Origin of the sequence: Paracoccus sanguinis (genome assembly GCF_012689545.1) — a bacterium.
Classification (GTDB): domain Bacteria; phylum Pseudomonadota; class Alphaproteobacteria; order Rhodobacterales; family Rhodobacteraceae; genus Paracoccus; species Paracoccus panacisoli.
This window is the reverse complement of the sequence record NZ_CP051542.1, coordinates 2,371,696-2,389,329: the sequence shown is the minus strand read 5'-3', so window position 1 is coordinate 2,389,329 and position 17,634 is coordinate 2,371,696. Positions and strand designations below refer to the sequence as shown.

Annotated in this window: 12 protein-coding genes; 9 read left to right on the top strand and 3 right to left on the bottom strand. The window is 73.5% G+C overall.

Translation table 11 applies throughout. The features are described 5' to 3' along the window. Positions 1-64: 64 nt before the first annotated feature. From HGN31_RS11400 to HGN31_RS11365, 9 genes are all read left to right on the top strand, one after another. Entirely contained in the window at positions 65-1,129 is a 1,065-nt protein-coding gene (locus HGN31_RS11400; protein ID WP_168783258.1) for a histone deacetylase family protein, read from the top strand. Positions 1,130-1,132: 3 nt separating this feature from the next. Next, a complete protein-coding gene (locus HGN31_RS11395; protein ID WP_168783257.1) occupies positions 1,133-2,971 on the top strand; it encodes a phosphotransferase in 1,839 nt (612 codons plus the stop codon). A 14-nt stretch (positions 2,972-2,985) separates the two neighbouring features. Next, the gene (locus HGN31_RS11390; protein WP_168783920.1) at positions 2,986-4,311 is read left to right on the top strand and encodes an aspartate aminotransferase family protein; all 1,326 of its coding nucleotides are present in this window, start codon (positions 2,986-2,988) and stop codon (positions 4,309-4,311) included. A 268-nt stretch (positions 4,312-4,579) separates the two neighbouring features. Continuing rightward, positions 4,580-5,200, top strand: a complete 621-nt coding sequence (locus HGN31_RS11385; protein WP_168783256.1) for a TetR/AcrR family transcriptional regulator — start codon at positions 4,580-4,582, stop codon at positions 5,198-5,200. A gap of 241 nt (positions 5,201-5,441) precedes the next feature. Beyond that, positions 5,442-6,617: a glycosyltransferase gene (locus HGN31_RS11380; RefSeq protein ID WP_168783255.1), complete on the top strand. Its 1,176-nt coding sequence runs from the start codon at positions 5,442-5,444 to the stop codon at positions 6,615-6,617. Then, positions 6,614-9,013, top strand: a complete 2,400-nt coding sequence (glf, locus tag HGN31_RS11375) for a UDP-galactopyranose mutase (protein WP_168783254.1) — start codon at positions 6,614-6,616, stop codon at positions 9,011-9,013. The genes HGN31_RS11380 and glf overlap by 4 nt, the downstream gene beginning before the upstream one ends. 3 nt (positions 9,014-9,016) lie before the next feature. Beyond that, positions 9,017-11,131, top strand: a complete 2,115-nt coding sequence (locus tag HGN31_RS11370; protein WP_211096291.1) for a glycosyltransferase — start codon at positions 9,017-9,019, stop codon at positions 11,129-11,131. A gap of 10 nt (positions 11,132-11,141) precedes the next feature. Continuing rightward, entirely contained in the window at positions 11,142-12,239 is a 1,098-nt protein-coding gene (locus HGN31_RS16330; protein WP_211096290.1) for a zinc-dependent alcohol dehydrogenase, read from the top strand. Beyond that, a complete protein-coding gene (locus HGN31_RS11365) occupies positions 12,232-14,619 on the top strand; it encodes a glycosyltransferase family 4 protein (protein ID WP_168783253.1) in 2,388 nt (795 codons plus the stop codon). Before HGN31_RS16330 ends, HGN31_RS11365 begins: the two co-directional genes overlap by 8 nt. A 33-nt stretch (positions 14,620-14,652) precedes the next feature. On the opposite strand, the gene HGN31_RS11360 is transcribed toward HGN31_RS11365, so the two are convergent. The 3 genes from HGN31_RS11360 to HGN31_RS11350 are packed head-to-tail and all read right to left on the bottom strand — an operon-like array spanning position 14,653 to position 17,626. Continuing rightward, a complete protein-coding gene (locus tag HGN31_RS11360; RefSeq protein ID WP_168783252.1) occupies positions 14,653-15,384 on the bottom strand; it encodes an ABC transporter permease in 732 nt (243 codons plus the stop codon). Next, the gene (locus HGN31_RS11355; protein WP_168783251.1) at positions 15,381-16,403 is read right to left on the bottom strand and encodes an ABC transporter ATP-binding protein; all 1,023 of its coding nucleotides are present in this window, start codon (positions 16,401-16,403) and stop codon (positions 15,381-15,383) included. Before HGN31_RS11355 ends, HGN31_RS11360 begins: the two co-directional genes overlap by 4 nt. After that, positions 16,400-17,626: an ABC transporter permease gene (locus HGN31_RS11350; protein WP_244960988.1), complete on the bottom strand. Its 1,227-nt coding sequence runs from the start codon at positions 17,624-17,626 to the stop codon at positions 16,400-16,402. The genes HGN31_RS11355 and HGN31_RS11350 overlap by 4 nt, the downstream gene beginning before the upstream one ends. Positions 17,627-17,634 lie beyond the last annotated feature (8 nt).

Sequence of the window (17,634 nt, the reverse complement as noted above, 5' to 3'; positions counted from 1 at the left end):
AAGATGCATCATACTTCTGCTAACGCGCCGCGCGACCGTCCGCCGACGCGACAGGGAGATGCCGATGCGCGCCTTCTACCACCCCGACCAGGCGCTGCATTCGCCGCAGCAGTTCATGCGCACCGGGCGGATCGCCTCGGCCACCGATGTCCCGGCCCGCACGGCCGAGCTGCTCGCCGCGCTCGACCGACTGGGCGTCACGCCCGAGGCGCCGGCCGACCTCGGCCGCTCGGCTGCCGCGACGATCCACCCCGCCCACTACCTCGACTATCTCGAAAGCGCCTACGCGCGCTGGATCGAGCTGCCCGACCACGGCCCCGAGGTCTGGCCGAACTGCTTTCCCTACTGGAACGGCGACCCGGCGCGCGAGGCGCGCCCCCCCTGCCCGACCGACCTGCTGATTGCCCAGACCGGCTATTACATGGGCGACCTCGCGGTGCCGATGGGGCCGCACACCTGGACGTCGGCGCTGCGTTCGACCCATGCGGCGGCGGCAGGGGCGGATGCGGTAATCGGGGGCGAGCGGCTCGCCTATGCGCTCTGCCGCCCCTCGGGGCACCACTGCCGCGCCGACCGGGCCAGCGGCTTCTGCTACCTCAACAACGCCGCCATCGCCGCGCAGCGCCTGCGCGGCCGGTTCGGCAAGGTCGCGGTCCTCGACATCGACGCCCACCACGGGGACGGCACGCAAGAGATCTTCTACCGCCGCGACGACGTCCTGACCGTCTCGGTCCACGTCGATCCCGACTTCTACAACCCGTTCTTCACCGGTCGCCCGCACGAGACCGGGTACGGCGCGGGCGAGGGCTTCAACCTCAACCTGCCGCTGCCCCCTCACAGCGGCGACGAGGCCTTTCTGGCCGCCGTCACCCGCGGCGTCGCCGCGGTGCGCGACTTCGGCGCCGAGGCGCTGGTCGTGGCGCTCGGCTACGACACCCATGCCAAGGACCCGCTGAGCCTCGTCCAGGTCTCGACCCCGGCCTTCGGCGCCGCGGGCCGGATCATCGTCGCGGCGGAACTGCCGACGCTCGTGGTGCAGGAGGGCGGCTATCAGGTTTCGGTGATCGGCGCCTGTCTCGAGGGCTTCGTCCGCGGGTTCCGGGACGGCGCGCCCGCCGGGACCGCCTGACCCATGCCGCGGGCCGCGCCGCTGAAACCGGGACTGGCGGCCGAGATCCACGACCGGCTCGCCCGGCAACTCATGTCCGGGGCGCTCGCGCCGGGGACGCGGCTCAAGATCCGCGATCTGGCCGCCAGCATGGGGGTCAGCGTCACGCCGGTCCGGGACGCGGTCTGGCGGCTGGTCAATCACGGCGGGCTGCAGTTCCAGAGCCCGCGGGACATCCGCGTGCCGGTGCTCGCCCGCGCCCGCTATCTCGAGATCCGCGCCATTAGACTCGAGCTCGAGGGGCTGGCCGCCGAGCGCGCGGCGCTGGCGGCGACAGATGCGGACGCGGAACGGCTTGAAGCGATCCTGCGTGAGAACGAGGCGGCGCTGGCCGCGGGCGACCACCTGCAGGCGCTCGGGACGAACCAGCGCTTCCACCTGTCGCTGCCGGGGATCGCGGGGATGCCGGTACTGGGCGGCCTGCTGGAAAACCTGTGGCTGCAGATGGGGCCGCTGATCGCCTCGGGCTACCGCGCGGGCGGGCGGGTGATGATCGACCATCACTACGCGGTCCTCGATGCGATCCGTGCGGGCGACGGCGCGGGGGCGCGGGGGGCGATCTGCGCCGACATCCTGGCCGGCGGCGAGGTGCTGTTGCAGAGCGTGACACTGGCCGAACCCGACGGGTCGGAGGGCACCGAGCAGCTCGGCGGGTGCACCGCGTCGGACGACCGATTGGACGGTAGCAAATTGGCGGTCCGTGTCGCGGCGCGCGCGGCGCCCGTTCCCCCGAACCACCCCGCTGCACCCCCCGCCCCTGCCCCGGCGGACGACGCGCTGCTCGACACGCCGCCCCCGGCAATCGACGCCGAGACCGCCACCCGGATCGCCCGCGACCGCTGGGGGATCGACGCCACGGCGCGGCTGCTCTCGAGCGAGCGGGACCGCAACTTCCGCCTGACCGATCCCGGCGGGCGCCAGTTCGTGCTCAAGTTCTCGAACCCGGTCGAGCCGACCGGCGTCACTAACCTGCAGACCGAGGCGCTGCGCCACATCGCCGCCCGCGACCCCGCCCTGCCGGTGCCGCGCGTGATCCCCGACCGGGACGGTGCGGCCGAGGTCGTGACGCGCCTTTCGGACGGCACTCCGCTTGTCACGCGGGTGCTCAGCTGGATCGACGGCCAGCCGATGGACGGCGCGCCGCCGACGCCGGCGCTGCGCCGTGAGGCCGGACGGATGCTGGGCCGGATCGACCGCGCCCTCGCCGATTTCCGCCACCCCTCGGCCGAGCACGCGCTGCTCTGGGACATCCGCCGCGCAGGCCGGCTGCGGGACTGCGCCGACGCCGTCACCAACCCGGCGCTGCGGCGGCGGGTGCTGGACCGGCTCGACCGGTTCGACGCCGAGACGTCGCCCCGCCTTGACCGGCTGCGCCGCCAGGCCGTGCATGGCGACCCGAACCCGCACAACGTCATCGTCGCGCCCGGCGCCCCCGACCGGGTGGCAGGAGTGATCGACTTCGGCGACATGGTGCACACGGCACTGGCCGCCGATGCCGCGATCGGGGCCTCGTACGTCGCGGGCGACGATCCGATCGCCGGGGTGGGCGACTTCATCGCCGGCTTCCATTCCGCCTGTCCGCTGACCGACGACGAGATCGCGCTCATGCCTGACCTCATCCCGCTGCGGATGCTGGCCACGATCGTCATCGCCTCGTGGCGCGCCGCGCGCCACCCCGGCAACGCCGCCTATATCCTGCGCAACGTCCCCACGCAGCGCGCCGGCCTCGACCGGCTCGAGGCGGTGGGCGCGGCGCCGCTTGCCCGCGCGCTGCGCGCGCGCTGCGCCGAGGTCGCGCCGTGAAGCGGCAGGCGGGGATGCTCAACGCCTTCGTCGCCGGCGCCGCGCCGCTCGACCCCGGGACCGCGCGGCTGATCGAGCGCCGCGACCGGCTGCTCGGCCCGGCCTACCGGCTGTTCTACGACCGCCCGCTGCATCTCGTTCGCGGCGAGGGGACGCGGCTCTACGATGCCGCGGGGCGGGCCTATCTCGACGCCTACAACAACGTCGCGGGCGTGGGGCATTGCCACCCCCATGTCGTCGCCGCGCTGGCCGGACAGGCGGCGGTGCTGGCCACCCACACCCGCTATCTGCACGAGGCGCCGCTCGACTATGCCGAGCGGTTGCTGGCCACCCTGCCCGAGCCGCTCGCGCATCTGATGTTCACCTGCACGGGGTCCGAGGCCAACGACCTCGCCGTGCGAATCGCCCGCGCCGCAACCGGGGCCGAGGGCATCATCGTCACCGAGAACGCCTATCACGGCGTGACCGAGGCGGTTGCCGGCTTCTCGCCCGCGCTGGGGGGCCACGCGGCGATCTCGCCGCGGGTGCGTCTGGTGCCGGCGCCCGATCCGCGGCGACCGGATGCCGGGGCCGAGTTCGCGCGCGGGGTGGACGCGGCCATCGCCTCGCTCGAGGCGGCGGGGCTGGGGGTGGCGATGCTGATCGTGGACAGCATCTTCAGCACCGACGGGGTGATCGACGGCGAGGGCGATGCCGAGGAGACCGCCCCGAACCTGCTCGCCGCGGCGGCACAGGCCGTGCGGGCGGCCGGCGGGCTCTTCGTGGCCGACGAGGTGCAGGCGGGCTTTGGCCGCACCGGGACGGCATTCTGGGGGTTCCAGCGCCACGGGGTGGTGCCGGACATGGTCTCGATGGGGAAGGGCATGGGCAACGGCTACCCGGTCGCGGGGCTGGCGCTGGGCCACGATCTCGCCGCCGCGTTCGGCAACGACACCCGCTATTTCAACACCTTCGGCGGCAACGCGGTGGCCGCGAGCGTGGCTGCAGCGGTCCTCGACGTGCTGGAAGAAGAGGGGTTGCAGGCCAACGCCGCCCGTGTCGGTGCGGCGTTCCGGGCAAGGCTCCGGGCCCTTGCCGCGCGCAACGACAGCCTCGGGGCCGTGCGGGGCGCGGGGCTGTTCATCGGGGTCGAGGTCCGCGCGGCGCCCGGCGAGGGCGCAGGCCCCCGCGCCGCGCGGATCGTCAACGCGATGCGTGAGCACCGGGTGCTCATCTCGACGAGCGGGGCCGCGGGCGACGTGCTGAAGATCCGTCCGCCGCTGGTCTTTTCCGACGCCGACACCGATGCCTTCATGGCGGCGCTGGAGGCGGTGCTGGAGGGGCTGCCCGACGCGGCGTGAGCCGGGGCGGGACACGACCGGGTGCCTGCCGGCTCGCGGCAGCCGGGATCAAGGTGGAAGGATGGTCTGCCGCAACGCTTCCCCGGCGTTGCCGCACGGACGGTTTGGCCGAGGCGTTCGCACCGCGAATCCCGCCTTTCGGCCACCCCCCAGGATTGTCATTTGGCACCGACCAAACAAATATTTACAGGAAGGCACCGCACCCCCAACCTCGCCCGCTCTCCATGCCCATTGCCCGCTTCCGCGCCACCGCGCCTGCCTCTGCCCCATGAGACCGCGCGGCAGCCGCAACGCCAGCTATGACAAGCGCCGGGCCGAGCTGCTCGAGCGTCTGACGCTGCGGCTGTGCAACCGTGAGACGGGGTGGCCCACCATGCGCGAACTGGCGGCGGCGGCGAATTGCAGCGTCTCGACGCTGAGCCACTATTTCGGCCGGCGCGAGGACGTGGTGCGGGCGGTGCTGCATCACATCGCCGTCGGGACCGAGGACCAGCTTGCCGCGACCCGGATGCCCGAGGGACCGTTCGAGGCCTCGGTCCACGCCGCCGCCGGGCGCGCGGCCGCCGCGCTGCACGATCCGGCCATCGCCCGGATGCTGGCGATGGGGCTGATCGAGGCGCTCAGCGCCTCGGTGCTGGGGCCGAGCTTCCTCGGCACCATGCTCGACCCCTTCGTCGCCGCGCTGGCCGAACGGCTGGATGTCCACGTCGCGGCCGGCGAGATGCGGCCGGTGGACACGCGGATGGCGGCGATGGACATCATCTCGCCGATCCTGCTGGCCGCGCTGCACCAGCGCGAGCTGGGCGGGGCGGGGTGCAACCCGCTCGACGCCGCGGCGCACGCGACCCACGTGGCCGAAGGGTTCGTGGCCGCCTACGCCCTGCGCTGACACTGCTCGCGCGGGGCGGGCCGGATGCCGCGCCCGCGAGAGAACGCTTGCTTTTCCACCCAGACCCGTCACTGTTCCCCTCACGTCCGGTCGAGTCGCGCGGCGCCGCATCGCCGCCCGATGCCCGGCCCCGAGCTTCGGCGAACCTCCGCCCTGCCCGGGCGCTCGGGGCTTGTGGCGCTTCCGGCATTATCCTATGCCGACAGTTACAAGAAATCTGGTTTGCGGGATCGTGTGCGAGATGGGGGAAGGCCCGAACAGGATCGTCTGCATCTCGGATTTCTGCGACGATCCGCACCCCGGCGCGCCCTCGGCCGAGATCGGCCGTGGCTGGTCCGCCGCCTCTCCCCTCATCGCTGACGACCGCAGGCCGCCGCGCGTGACCGGCGGGTACCTCGAGCGCCTGCCCCTGGCCGCGGTGGCCGCCGGCCTCGTCGACCAGGCCGAGATCTGGAGCTGGACCGCCCACGACGACCGCGCCGACAGCGCCGCGGGGCGGCTGACCGGGACCCCCGATCCCGACCGCCCGCGCCTGACCCGGCGGGTGTTCCGCGCCGACGGCCACCCCGCGCCCTACGGCTCGGCCGACGCGCGGGCGCATCTGGCCGCCGCGGGGGCGCCCGACATTCTTTGCGTCTGGGGCCTGGGCGTGGAGGCCGCGCTGCTCGACGCCTGCGCGGGGGCGGTGCGGATCTACAACTCGATCGACGCGCCGGCGCTGCGCATCCCCGATGACGTCGCCGCCCGCTTCGACCTGTTCCTGACCGGCGCCGAATGGCAGTCCGAGGCGATCCGCGCCCGCGTCCCCGGCGCCCGCACCTTGGTGCTGCCGATCGGGCCCGAGTTCGCCTCGGGCGAGACGTTCCATCCGACCGGCGCGCCCAAGGACCGCGACGTGGTCTATGTGGCCTGCACCCAGCCCTACAAGCGCCACCATGTCCTGTTCGACGCGCTCGCGGCCAACCCCGGCACCACGGCGCTGCTGGTCGTGGGCTACGGCCACCTGACCGACGAGCTGCGCGCCGACGCCGCCCGGCGCGGGCTCGACGTCGAGATCGTCGGGCCGATGCCGCATGACGAGGTCAACCGCCAGATCAACCGCGCCCGCGTCGGCGTGGTCTGCGGCCGCGACGACGGGGCGCCCGCGATCCTGACCGAATACATGCTCGCCGGGCTGCCGGTGCTGGCCAACGCGGACCTCAGCTGCGGGCTGCAGTACATCGCGCCCGAGACCGGCCTCGCCGCCGCGGAAGGTCCCGCCTTTGCCGCCGCGCTGCGCCGGCTGATCGACACCGCCGACCATTATGACCCGCGCCCCGTCGCGCTCGACCGCTGGGGCTGGCCTGCCTCGATCGCCCGGCTCGGCGCCGAGATCGAGGCCATCCGCCGCGCGCGGGAAGGAAAGGATGCCGCATGAACGACGCCCGCCCCCTCGAGGAGCGCGAGACGCTCGACACCGCGCGGCCCGTGGCGCTGGCCTCTGACCCGGCACGGGACGGGGGCGAGCCGCCGATCATCTGCTTTTCCCACCTGCGCTGGGATTTCGTCCACCAGCGCCCGCAGCACCTGATCGGCCGCTTCGCCGCCCATCGCCGGGTGCTGTTCTGGGAAGAGGCGATCCCCACCAGCCACCACCTGCCCTATCTCGAGTTCCACGCCTTCGAGGGCACCATCGTCCAGTCGATCCGCCCCCGCGTCCCCGACCGCTGGACGCCCGCCGAGCAGGAAAAGGCGCTGTCGCGGCTGCTCGACCAGATGCTCGGGCTGACCGGCATCCGCCGGCCGGTGCTGTGGTTCTACACCCCGATGCTGTGGCCCGTCGCCGCCCATGTCGAGGCCGCGGCGGTCGTCTATGACTGCATGGACGAGCTGTCGGCCTTCCGCTTTGCCCCGCCCGAGCTGGTCGCGCGCGAGACCGCGCTCTTGGCCGCGGCCGATGTCGTCTTCACCGGCGGCTGGTCGATCTGGGAGGCGAAGCGCACCCGCCACGACAACATCCACGCCTTCCCCTCGTCGGTGGACACCGCCCATTTCGCCCGCGCCCGCGGGCCGCTGGCCGAGCCTGCCGACCAGGCCCGCCTACCGCGCCCGCGGCTCGGCTATTATGGCGTCATCGACGAGCGGCTCGACCTCGGGCTGATCGCGGGCCTCGCCGCGGCGCGTCCGGCGTGGCAGATCGTGATGGTCGGCCCGGTCGCCAAGATCGCGCCCGAGGACCTGCCGAAGGCGCCGAACCTGCACTGGCTGGGGCAGAAGTCCTATGACGAGCTGCCCGCCTATCTGTCCGGCTGGGACGTGGCGCTGATGCCCTTTGCGCTGAACGAGGCCACGCGCTTCATCTCGCCCACCAAGACGCCCGAGTATCTCGCCGCCGGGCGGCCGGTCGTCTCGACCCCGGTCCGGGATGTTGAGCGTCACTACGGCACGCTCGACGCGGTCCATATCGCCGGGCCGGGGCCAAACTTCCTCGCCGCCTGCGACGCGGCGATGGCGCAGGCGCAGGGGGGTGAGACCGGCTGGCGCGATCAGGCCGACGCGGCGCTCGCCTCGCTCAGCTGGGACACGACCTTCGCCGGCATGGCCGCGCATCTCGACCGCGCGGTGCGCCGCCGGGCCGCGCCGTGCCCGCCCGCAGACCGCTTTCCCGCCCCCGGCCTGCGCCGCGGCGCGCGCAAGTACGACGTGACGATCTGCGGCGCGGGCTTTGCCGGGGCGGTGCTGGCCGAGCGGCTGGCCGAGGCCTCGGGGCAGCGGGTGCTGGTCGTCGACAAGCGCGACCACATCGCCGGCAACGCCTATGACCACCGCGACGCGGCGGGCATCCTCGTCCACCGCTACGGGCCGCATATCTTCCACACCAACAGCGACGAGGTGGTGGCCTATCTCTCGCGCTTCACCGCGTGGCACCCGTATGAGCACCGGGTGCTGGCGCAGGTGGGCGACGCGCGGGTGCCGATGCCGATCAACCGCACCACGCTGAACGCGCTTTACGGCGCGGGGCTCAGGACGGATGCCGACGCCAAGGCCTTCCTCGCCGCGCTGGCCGAGCCGGTGGCCGACATCCGCACTTCGCGCGACGTGGTGGTGAGCGCGGTGGGCACGGCGCTCTACGAGACGTTCTTTCAGGGCTACACCCGCAAGCAATGGGGGCTGGACCCGAGCCAGCTCGACCGCTCGGTGACGGCGCGGGTGCCGACGCGGACCTCGGACGACGACCGCTATTTCACCGACAGCTTCCAGGCCATGCCGCGCGACGGCTACACGCGGATGTTCGAGCGGATGCTCGACCACCCCCGCATCGACCTCGCACTCGGGCAGGATTTCCATGAGCTGCCCGCCGCCGACCGGGGGCCGCTGACGGTCTATACCGGGCCGATCGACGCCTTCTTCGGCCACCGCTTCGGGCACCTGCCCTATCGCAGCCTGAGCTTCCGCCACGAGACCCACGACCGCCGCCGCTTTCAGGAGGTGGGGGTGGTGAACTACCCGGCCGAGGACGTGCCGTGGACGCGGATCACCGAGTACAAGCACCTGACCGGGCAGGTGCATCCGAAGACCTCGATCACTTACGAGATCCCCTCGGACACGGGCGATCCCTACTACCCGATCCCGCGGCCCGAGAACCAGGCGCTGTTCAAGCGGTATGAGGCGCTGGCCGATGCCGAGCCGGGGGTGATCTTCGCCGGGCGGCTGGGCAGCTACCGCTATTACAACATGGACCAGGTGGTCGGTCAGGCGCTGGCGATCCATCGCCGCCTCGCGCCCCGGCTGGCCGCCGCGGTGCCCCATGCCCAGGCGGCGGCCGGGGGCTGAACGATGCCGGCCCAGCCTGAGGTCGAGGTGCTGCTCGCCACCGACAGCCCCGAGCCTTCGGGCGTGGGGCGGCATATGCTGCTGCTCGCCGCCGCCGCAAGGGCGCGGGGGGTCGGCGTGGCGCTGGCCTTTCCCGACCATGCGGCGGGCCAAAGGCTGGCCGACGAGGCGCGGGCGCAGGGTCTCGCCGCGCAGGTCGTGGCCGAGGACGGCTGGCCCGCGGCCATGGCCGGGGCCCGGCTGGTCCACGTCCACGCCGGCATCGGGTGGGAAGGCCATGGCCTGACCCACGCCGCCGCCGAGGCCGGGGCGGCGGTGGTGCGCACCGAGCATCTTCCGTGGCTGCTGACCGACGTGGGCCAGATCGCCGACTATGCCGAGGCGGTGCGCCGCGTCGATGCCGTGATCGCCGTCTCGCGCGCCGCAGCCGCGGGCTGGCGCCGGGCGCTGTCCGGGATGAGCGGCCCCGCCCTGCCCGTCGCGGCGATCCCGAACGGCATCGCGGTCGAGGCTCCGCCGCAGCCTGCGGCTCAGCCCGAGGACCCGCCGGAGGGCTTCGCCCCGCGCCTCCTCTGCGTCGGCCGGCTGACCGCGCAGAAGCGCCCCACCACCCTGCTGCTCGCGCTGGCCCGACTGCGCCGCGCGGGGGTGGACGCGACGCTCGACATGGTGGGCGACGGACCGCTCGGCCCCCGCCTCAAGCGCCTCGCCGACCGGCTGGGGCTCGGCCCCGCGGTGCGGTTTCACGGCCGGTGCGAGGACGTGCCGGCGCGCATGGCGCAGGCCACGCTGCTGGTCCTGCCCTCGGCCTTCGAGGGGCTGCCGCTCGTCGTGCTCGAGGCGATGGCGGCCGGGCTGCCGGTCGTCGCCACCCGCATCGGCGGCACGACCGAGGCGCTGGGACCGGACCACCCCTGGCTCACCCCGCCCGGCGACAGCCGCGCGCTCGCCGCGGCGCTGGCCGCCGCACTGGCCGACGCCCCCGCCCGCGCCGCCGTCGCGCAGGCGCAGCGCGCGCGGCTCAACCGTCATTTCACCGCCGACCGCATGGCGGCCGACACCATCACCATCTGGCGCGCCGCGGCGCGTCGCAGGCACGAGGGACTTATGGACCGGATACGACTGGGCTTCATCGGCGCGGGCGGCATCGCCCACCGCCATTTCGGCGTTCTCGAGACGATGCCGGACGTTTCGGTCGTGGCCGTGACCGACCCCGACCAGGGCCGCGCCGACGAGGCCGCGCGCCGCATGGGCGCCACCACCTATCCCGACCACAAGGCAATGCTGGCCGAGGCCGAACTCGACGCCGTTTACATCTGCATCCCGCCCTTCGCCCACGGCGACGCCGAGCGCGCCTGCATCGCCAGGGGCCTGCCGTTCTTCGTCGAAAAGCCGCTGTCGCTGGACCTCGAACTCGCCGAGGAGATCGCGGCCGAGGTCGAGCGCGCGGGGCTGATCACCGCCGTCGGCTATCACTGGCGCTATCTCGACACGATGGACGAGGCGCGCGCACATCTGGCGCAGAACCCCGCCCATCTGATGCAGGGCTTCTGGATCGACCAGACGCCGCCCCCGGAATGGTGGTGGCGCGCCGACAAGTCCGGCGGGCAGGTGGTCGAGCAGGCCACCCACATCATCGACGCCGCCCGCTTCCTCGCCGGCGACGTGACCGAGGTCTACGGCCTCAACGCGCAGCGCGAGCGCGGCGACTTCCCCGGCTTGACGGTCCCGACCGCGACGGCGGCGACGCTGCGCTTTGCCTCGGGCGCGGTGGCCAACCTCGCCTCGACCTGCCTGCTGCGCTGGAATCACCGCGTCGGGCTGCACGTCTTCTCGGACGCGCTGGCGATGGAGATCACCGACCACGACATCATGATCGACACCGGCCGCGGCCGCCCGGTCCGGCACGCCGACGGCGACCCCGTCTGGCGTGAGGACCGCGATTTCGTCGAGGCCGTGATGGGCCGCGACAACCGCATCCGCTGCCCCTATGCCGAGGCGCTGGAAACCCATCGCGTGGCGCTGGCGATCAGCCGGTCCGCCGAAACCGGGGCTCTTGTGAAGATGGAGGGGCTGCGGGCTGACCCGCAGCCCATCTTTCGTCAAGCCTCTGCGTAAGGCCCCGACATTGCCCCACCAGCACCGGCGCATCCGCTCGCTCGGGTTCGAGCGCGCGCTTGAGCCGTATTTCTTTGCCTATGACGAGGGCCCGGCCGGCGACGGTCAGGTGCGGCTGGACCTGATGTTCACCGGCCTCTCGGCGGGAACCGAGCTGACCTTCATGAAGGGCACGAACCCCTACCTTCATTCCCGCTGGGACGAGGGGCTGGGCCGGTTCTTCCCGGGCGAGGCGTCGGCGCATTTCCCGGTCAACTTCCTCGGCTACATGGAGAGCGCCCGCGTCATCGACGCCCGCGCGCCGGGGTTCCGGGTGGGCGACGTGGTGGGCACGACCTTCGGCCACAAGACCGGCCACACCGCGCACCCCGCCCATGACCTGCTGCTGAAGCTGCCCGAGGGGATGGACCCCCTTCTCGGCATCTTCGTCGCGCAGATGGGGCCGATCGCGGCCAACGGCATCCTGCACGCCGATGCCGACCAGTTCGGCGCCGCGGTCCCGTTCCTCGGCGCGGGCGTCGAGGGGCGGCGCGTGCTCGTCTGGGGCGGCGGCACGGTCGGGCTCTTCTGCGCGCTCTTCGCCCGCATGGGGGCCGCGTCCGAGATCGTCGTCGTCGACCCCTCGCCCTTCCGGCAGGACATCGCCCGCGCCATGGGGTTCGAGGCGATGGACGAGGACCAGGCCGTGCACCACGCCAAGTCCTGGGGCCACAAGGTCGGGGGCCGGGGGGCCGAGTTCGTGTTCCAGACCCGTGCACGCTCGGACAGCCTCAACCGCTGCCTGCAGGCGCTGCGCCCGCAGGGGACGGTGATCGACCTCGCCTTCTATCAGGGCGGCATGGACGGCCTGCGGCTGGGCGAAGAGTTCCACCACAACGGGCTGAACCTGCGCTGCGCGCAGATCAACCGGATGCCCCGCGCGGTGGCCCACGCCTGGGACCAGCGCCGGCTCGCGCAGGAAACCATCCGCCTGCTTCAGGCCGAGGGCGACGCGATCCGCCGGCACATGGTCACCCATGTCGTCCCCTATGACGACGCCCCGGGCTTCCTGCGCCACCTCGTCGCGGACCGGCCCGAGTTCCTGCAGGTCGTGTTCGCCCATGAATGAGCATCGTCCCCTGACCGAGGCCGAGGCGGCCCAACTGACCCCGGCCCCCGCCTCGGCCGACACCCAGCCGGCCCACCACGGGGCCGGCGCACCCAGCCAGCGCGAGCTGGACGACCGCGCGGCGGCGGCGGCGCTGGCCGACGGCCGCATCCCCGAGCCGCACCCCGACGCCGGCAAGATCCGCATCCTGTGGGTCTTCGCCTGGCTGGTCGTGGGCGGCGAAGAGACCGAGGTGCGGCTGCTCGCCCGCACGCTCGACCGCACGCGCTACCGCATCGACGTGATCCCCTGCTTCCGCAAGGAGGGGATGCCCGACCTGAGCCACGAGCAGCTCCGCGCGCTCGGCGTCCACGTGGACACCACCGCCTACGGCCTCAGCTTCGAGGACACGATCGACTATCTGCGCCGCAAGATCGCCGGGGCGGACATCGTCGTATCCTCGCAGAACGTGGCCGACATTTATCCCGCGCTCGACCGGCTGGCGCTGCGCCCGCCGCTGATCGAGCACGGCGGGCTGGTCAGCGAGGCGCTGGCCGGGCCGAAGCACCACACCGCCCGCTATGTCGGCGTCTGCGACAGCATCCGCGCGGCAGCGGCGGGGCGGATGGCGGACCGGCCGCAGCACGCGCTGGAAATCCCCTCGATGGTGGACCTGGCCGAGTTCGACCCCGCCGCCCGCGCCCCGATGCGCGCCGCGCTGGGGGTGGCCGAGGGCGAGCTGCTCATAGGCTGGGTCGGCCGGCTCGACCGCAAGAAGCGGGTCGAGGATTTCATCGCCGCGGCCCTCAGCCTGTCCGACCTGCCGCAGGCGCGGTTCGTGGTCGTGGGCGGCCCGGACGCCTTCATGCCCGAATATGCCGACGAGCTGCGCCGGCTGGCCGCGCCGCTGGGCGACCGGATCATCTTCACCGGCGACCGCAAGGACGTGCCCGAACTGCTGGCCGCGATGGACGTCTTCTGCTGGCTCTCGCGCGGCGAGGGGATGCCCCACGTCATCGCCGAGGCGGGGGCCGCAGGCCTGCCCGTCATCGCCACCCCCGACAACGGCGCGCTGCAGCAGATCACCGACGGGCAGACCGGCCTCTTCGTCCCCCACGAGGACCCCGCCGCCGTCGCCGCCGCGATCCGCCGGCTGGCGGGCGACGCGGCCCTGCGCGCGCGTCTGGGCGCGGGGCTCAGGGCCCATGTCGTCGCCAGCTATTCCGCCGAGGTCGTGGTTCCGCAGTGGGAGCGGCTCTTCACCGAGGTTCTGGCCGAGCAGCCCCCTGCCCCGCCGCCCGCGACGTTCGACAGCTTCGTGCTGGGCGGCTGGGAAAGCTCGACCCACCGCCGCCGCGACGGGCGGCGGCTCGACGTGCTCGCCGCGACCGGCCACGACACCCACGCCGCGCAGGACTATGCGCAGCTCGAGGGGCTGGGCATCCGCGCCTGCCGCGACGCGGCGCGCTGGCACCTGATCGAGACGGCGCCGGGCCGCTACGACTTTGCGAGCCTCACCCCGATGGTCGAGGCGGCCCGCGACAGCGGCAGCCAGATCGTCTGGGACCTGCTGCACTACGGCTGGCCCGACGATCTCGACATCTGGTCGCCCGCCTTCGTCACCCGCTTCGCCGCCTTCGCCCGCGCGGTCGGCCAGCACGTCCGCGGCCTGACCGACGCCGTGCCCTTCTGGTGCCCGGTGAACGAGGTCAGCTTCTTCTCGTGGGCCGGGGGGGACGCGCGCTACCTCAACCCCTTCGCCGCCGGGCGGGGGTTCGAGCTCAAGGTGCAGCTCGCCCGCGCGTGGCTGGCCGCGGCGGCCGAGCTGCGCGCCATCGACCCGCGGGCGCGGTTCCTGATGGCCGAACCGCTGATCGCCATCCACCACGCCGGCTGGACCGGCCGCCCCCTGTGGGAGGCGCACGGCTGGCACGACGCGCAGTTCCAGGCCTTCGACCTGATCTCGGGCCGCATCTGGCCGCAGATCGGCGGCGGCGAGGAGTGGCTCGATCTGGTCGGGGTCAACTACTACTTCAACAACCAGTGGATCCACGGCGGCCTGCCGATCGACGTGGACGACCCGATCTATCGCCCGCTCTCGGACCTGCTGGTCGAGGTCGCGGCGCGCTATGACCGGCCGCTGGTGATCGCCGAGACGGGGACCGAGGGGCATCGCCGCGGCGCATGGCTGGACTACGTCATGGCCGAGACGGCGCGCGCCCGCCGCCGCGGCGCGCGGGTCGAGGGACTGTGCCTCTACCCCGTCGCCAACCATCCGGGCTGGGACGACGACCGGCTGTGCCCCAACGGGCTGATGGGCCACGACCCCGCGGGCGGCGCACGCACGCTCGACCCCGGCCTCGCCGCGGCCCTCGCGCGCTGGCAGGCCGGCCCCGCCTGAGCGGCGTCGTCTGTTGGACCCCGGCGCGGCCGCCTAGTCGGTCGCGGCGGGGACGAGCCGCAGTTCGATCTCGCGGAAGAGGTTGCTGATCAGCACGGCGAGGACGCCGACCACCACGCCCCCCTGCACCACATAGGCGGTGTTCGAGGACAGGAGCCCCGCTATGATGACCTCGCCCAGCGTCCGCGCCGCCACCGTCGAGCCGATGGTCGCGGTCGAGAGCGCGATGATCGCCGAGACCCGCACCCCCGCAAGGATGGTCGGCAGCGCCAGCGGCAGCTCGACCTGCCACAGCATCTGCGCCGGCGTCATCCCCGCACCGCGGGCGCTTTCGCGGACCGGGGCGGGCAGGCCGGTCAGCCCGGCGATGGCATTCTCGAAGATCGGCAGCAGGCCATAGAGGAACAGCGCCAGCAGCGTCGGCCCGCTGCCGAAGCCGAAGGCCGGCACTGCCAGCGCCAGCACCGCGACGGGGGGAAAGGTCTGCCCCACCGCGGCGATGGTGCGGGCCAGCGGCAGAAGCTCCGCGCCCGCCGGACGGGTGACGAGGATCGCCAGCCCCAGCGCCACGGCGACCGAGGCGCTGACCGCCGCCGCGACCAGCCCCAGATGCGAGAGCGTCAGCCCCAGCAGGCTGCTTTGGGTATAGATCGCCGGCGCGTTGTTGGCGGCAAGCGGCGCGAGCAGCGGCGCGAAGACCTGCGGCGCGGCGAGAAACCCCGCCAGCAGCAGCGCGAGCACTGCGAGGACCAACCGACGGGTCATCGCGGCGCGCGCTGGTCAGGGGCGCCGGCCCCGCCCGCGGCGCCGGGCGCCTCCCCCGCCGGCGCCGGACTGCTGGCCGCCTCTCCGTCGCCCCTCACCTCGCCCCCTGCCGCCGCCCGGCGCAGGGCGTCAAGCGTCACGACCCCGCCGCCCACCACCGGCAGGGCGGCACGGCCGGTCCACAGACAGGCCGACAGCGCGTCCCGCAGGCTCGTGCCGGGCGCGAGCGGCGGGCCGTCGGCGGTCCCCGGCTCGACGATCCCGGCGACCTGATCCAGCGAGAGCAGGTGGAACGGCCGCTCGCCCGCGCCCAGAAGCTCGCGGACGAAGCCGGTGGCGGGGGCGGTCACGACCTCGTGCGGGGTGGCGTATTGCAGCAGCCGCCCCTCATCCATCACGGCGATGCGGTCGCCCAGCTCGACCGCCTCGGCCATGTCGTGGGTGACGATCACCAGCGTCGTCCCCAGCTCGCGCTGCACCCGCCGCAGGTCGTCGCGCGCCTTGGCCCGGATCACCGGGTCGAGCGCGCCGAAGGGTTCGTCCATCAGCAGCACCTCGGGCCGCGCGGCCAGCGCCCGCGCCACCCCCACGCGCTGCTGCTGCCCGCCCGACAGCGCGTGCGGCAGGCGGTCGCGGAACTCGGTCGGCGGCATCTGGAACATCTCGAGCAGCTCGTCCACGCGCGCGCGGGTCCGCGCCGCATCCCAGCCGAGCAGGCGCGGCACGGTGGCGATGTTCTGCGCCACGGTGCGGTGCGGGAAGAGCCCGTGGCCCTGGATCGCATAGCCGATCCGCCGCCGCAGCAGCGGCCCGGGGATGGTCGCGGTATCCTCGCCTGCGATGCGGACCCGGCCGGCGGTCGGCTCGACCAGCCGGTTGATCATCCGCAGAAGCGTGGTCTTGCCCGAGCCGGAGGTGCCGACGAGGGCGCAGATGCGGCCCCGTTCCACGGTCATCGACACGTCGTCGACGACCGTGCGCGGGCCGTAGCGGCGGGTCAGGTGCTCGATCTCGATCATCCGCGCTCCGATCCGCTCCCTGCCCCGTCCCCGGTACCGGCCCCGGCCCGCGCGGGGTCAAGCTGCGCCACCGCGATGTCGAGCGCGATCCCGGCCACCAGCGCCAGCGCGATGGTCGGCAGCGCTCCGAGCAGGATCAGGTCCATCGCCGTCTGGTTCAGCCCCTGAAAGACGAAGGTGCCGAACCCGCCGCCGCCGATCAGCCCGGCGATCACCGCAAGGCCGATGTTCTGCACCAGCACGATCCGCACCGCCGCCAGCACCACCGGCAGGGTCAGCGGCAGATGCACCTGCCACAGCGCCTGCGCGCGGGTCATCCCGAGACCGGCGGCGGCCTCGCGTACCCCCGGGGCCACGCCGTCGAGGCCCACGACCATGTTCGCCACCACCGGCAGCAGCGAATAGAGAAACAGCGCGACGAGCGCCGGAAAGACGCCGATCCCGGCGATGCCCGCCGCGGCCGCGCCGGGGACGTTGGCCGCGACCCAGCCGAACAGCGGGATCATCAGCCCGAAGAGCGCCAGCGACGGGATCGTCTGCACCACGTCGAGCGCGCCCAGCACCCCGGCCCTGAGCCGCGGCACCGCGTGGGCCAGGATGCCGAGCGGCAGCCCCACCACCAGCGCCGCCCCCAGCGAGGCGAAGGCGAGCAGAAGGTGGCGCAGCGCCTCGCGCTGGAACTGCGCGGCGCGGACGGCGTATTCGCGCATCACCGACACCTGGTCGAGTGCGCCCGACCCGACCAGCACCCCCACCGCCACCACGGCGAGGATCAGCAGCGCCCAGCGCCCGCGCGGCCCCGGCCCCAGCCGGTGAACCCCGTCCGCCATGATGAGCCCGAGCGCCAGCAGCAGCATCCAGAACCCCGCGCCGGGCCCGACGCGCGACAGCGCCCCCGCCTCGGCGGTCAGCGTGGCGGCGACCCGGCCCAGCGCCAGCGCCGCCAGGATCACGCCGCCCCCGCCCAAGCCCGCGCGCCACCCCCCGGGCAGGCGCCGGCTCACGGCGGCGAGCAGGACGACGGCGAAGCCCGCGAGCGCGAGGGCGCCGGCCGGACCGAGCGCGCCGGCAAGGCCCACCGCCTCTCCGGCGGCGATCCGGTTGGGGCGGAACTGCGCGAAGGGCAGCGCCAGCCCGACGAGGCCGATCACCGCGGCGACCGTGCCCGGCAGGCTCAACGCGCGGGCTGCCCCGCGCGCGCCCTCGGCGGCAATCGTCGTCACCCGGTCAG

What these genes read in the sequence shown, in the direction of transcription:
- HGN31_RS11400 (WP_168783258.1), top strand. Translation starts at nt 65, where the DNA reads ATGCGCGCCTTCTACCACCCCGACCAGGCGCTGCATTCGCCGCAGCAG.
- HGN31_RS11395 (WP_168783257.1), top strand. Translation starts at nt 1,133, where the DNA reads ATGCCGCGGGCCGCGCCGCTGAAACCGGGACTGGCGGCCGAGATCCAC.
- HGN31_RS11390 (WP_168783920.1), top strand. Translation starts at nt 2,986, where the DNA reads ATGCTCAACGCCTTCGTCGCCGGCGCCGCGCCGCTCGACCCCGGGACC.
- HGN31_RS11385 (WP_168783256.1), top strand. Translation starts at nt 4,580, where the DNA reads ATGAGACCGCGCGGCAGCCGCAACGCCAGCTATGACAAGCGCCGGGCC.
- HGN31_RS11380 (WP_168783255.1), top strand. Translation starts at nt 5,442, where the DNA reads ATGGGGGAAGGCCCGAACAGGATCGTCTGCATCTCGGATTTCTGCGAC.
- glf (WP_168783254.1), top strand. Translation starts at nt 6,614, where the DNA reads ATGAACGACGCCCGCCCCCTCGAGGAGCGCGAGACGCTCGACACCGCG.
- HGN31_RS11370 (WP_211096291.1), top strand. Translation starts at nt 9,017, where the DNA reads ATGCCGGCCCAGCCTGAGGTCGAGGTGCTGCTCGCCACCGACAGCCCC.
- HGN31_RS11365 (WP_168783253.1), top strand. Translation starts at nt 12,232, where the DNA reads ATGAATGAGCATCGTCCCCTGACCGAGGCCGAGGCGGCCCAACTGACC.
- HGN31_RS11360 (WP_168783252.1), bottom strand. Translation starts at nt 15,384, where the DNA reads ATGACCCGTCGGTTGGTCCTCGCAGTGCTCGCGCTGCTGCTGGCGGGG.
- HGN31_RS11355 (WP_168783251.1), bottom strand. Translation starts at nt 16,403, where the DNA reads ATGATCGAGATCGAGCACCTGACCCGCCGCTACGGCCCGCGCACGGTC.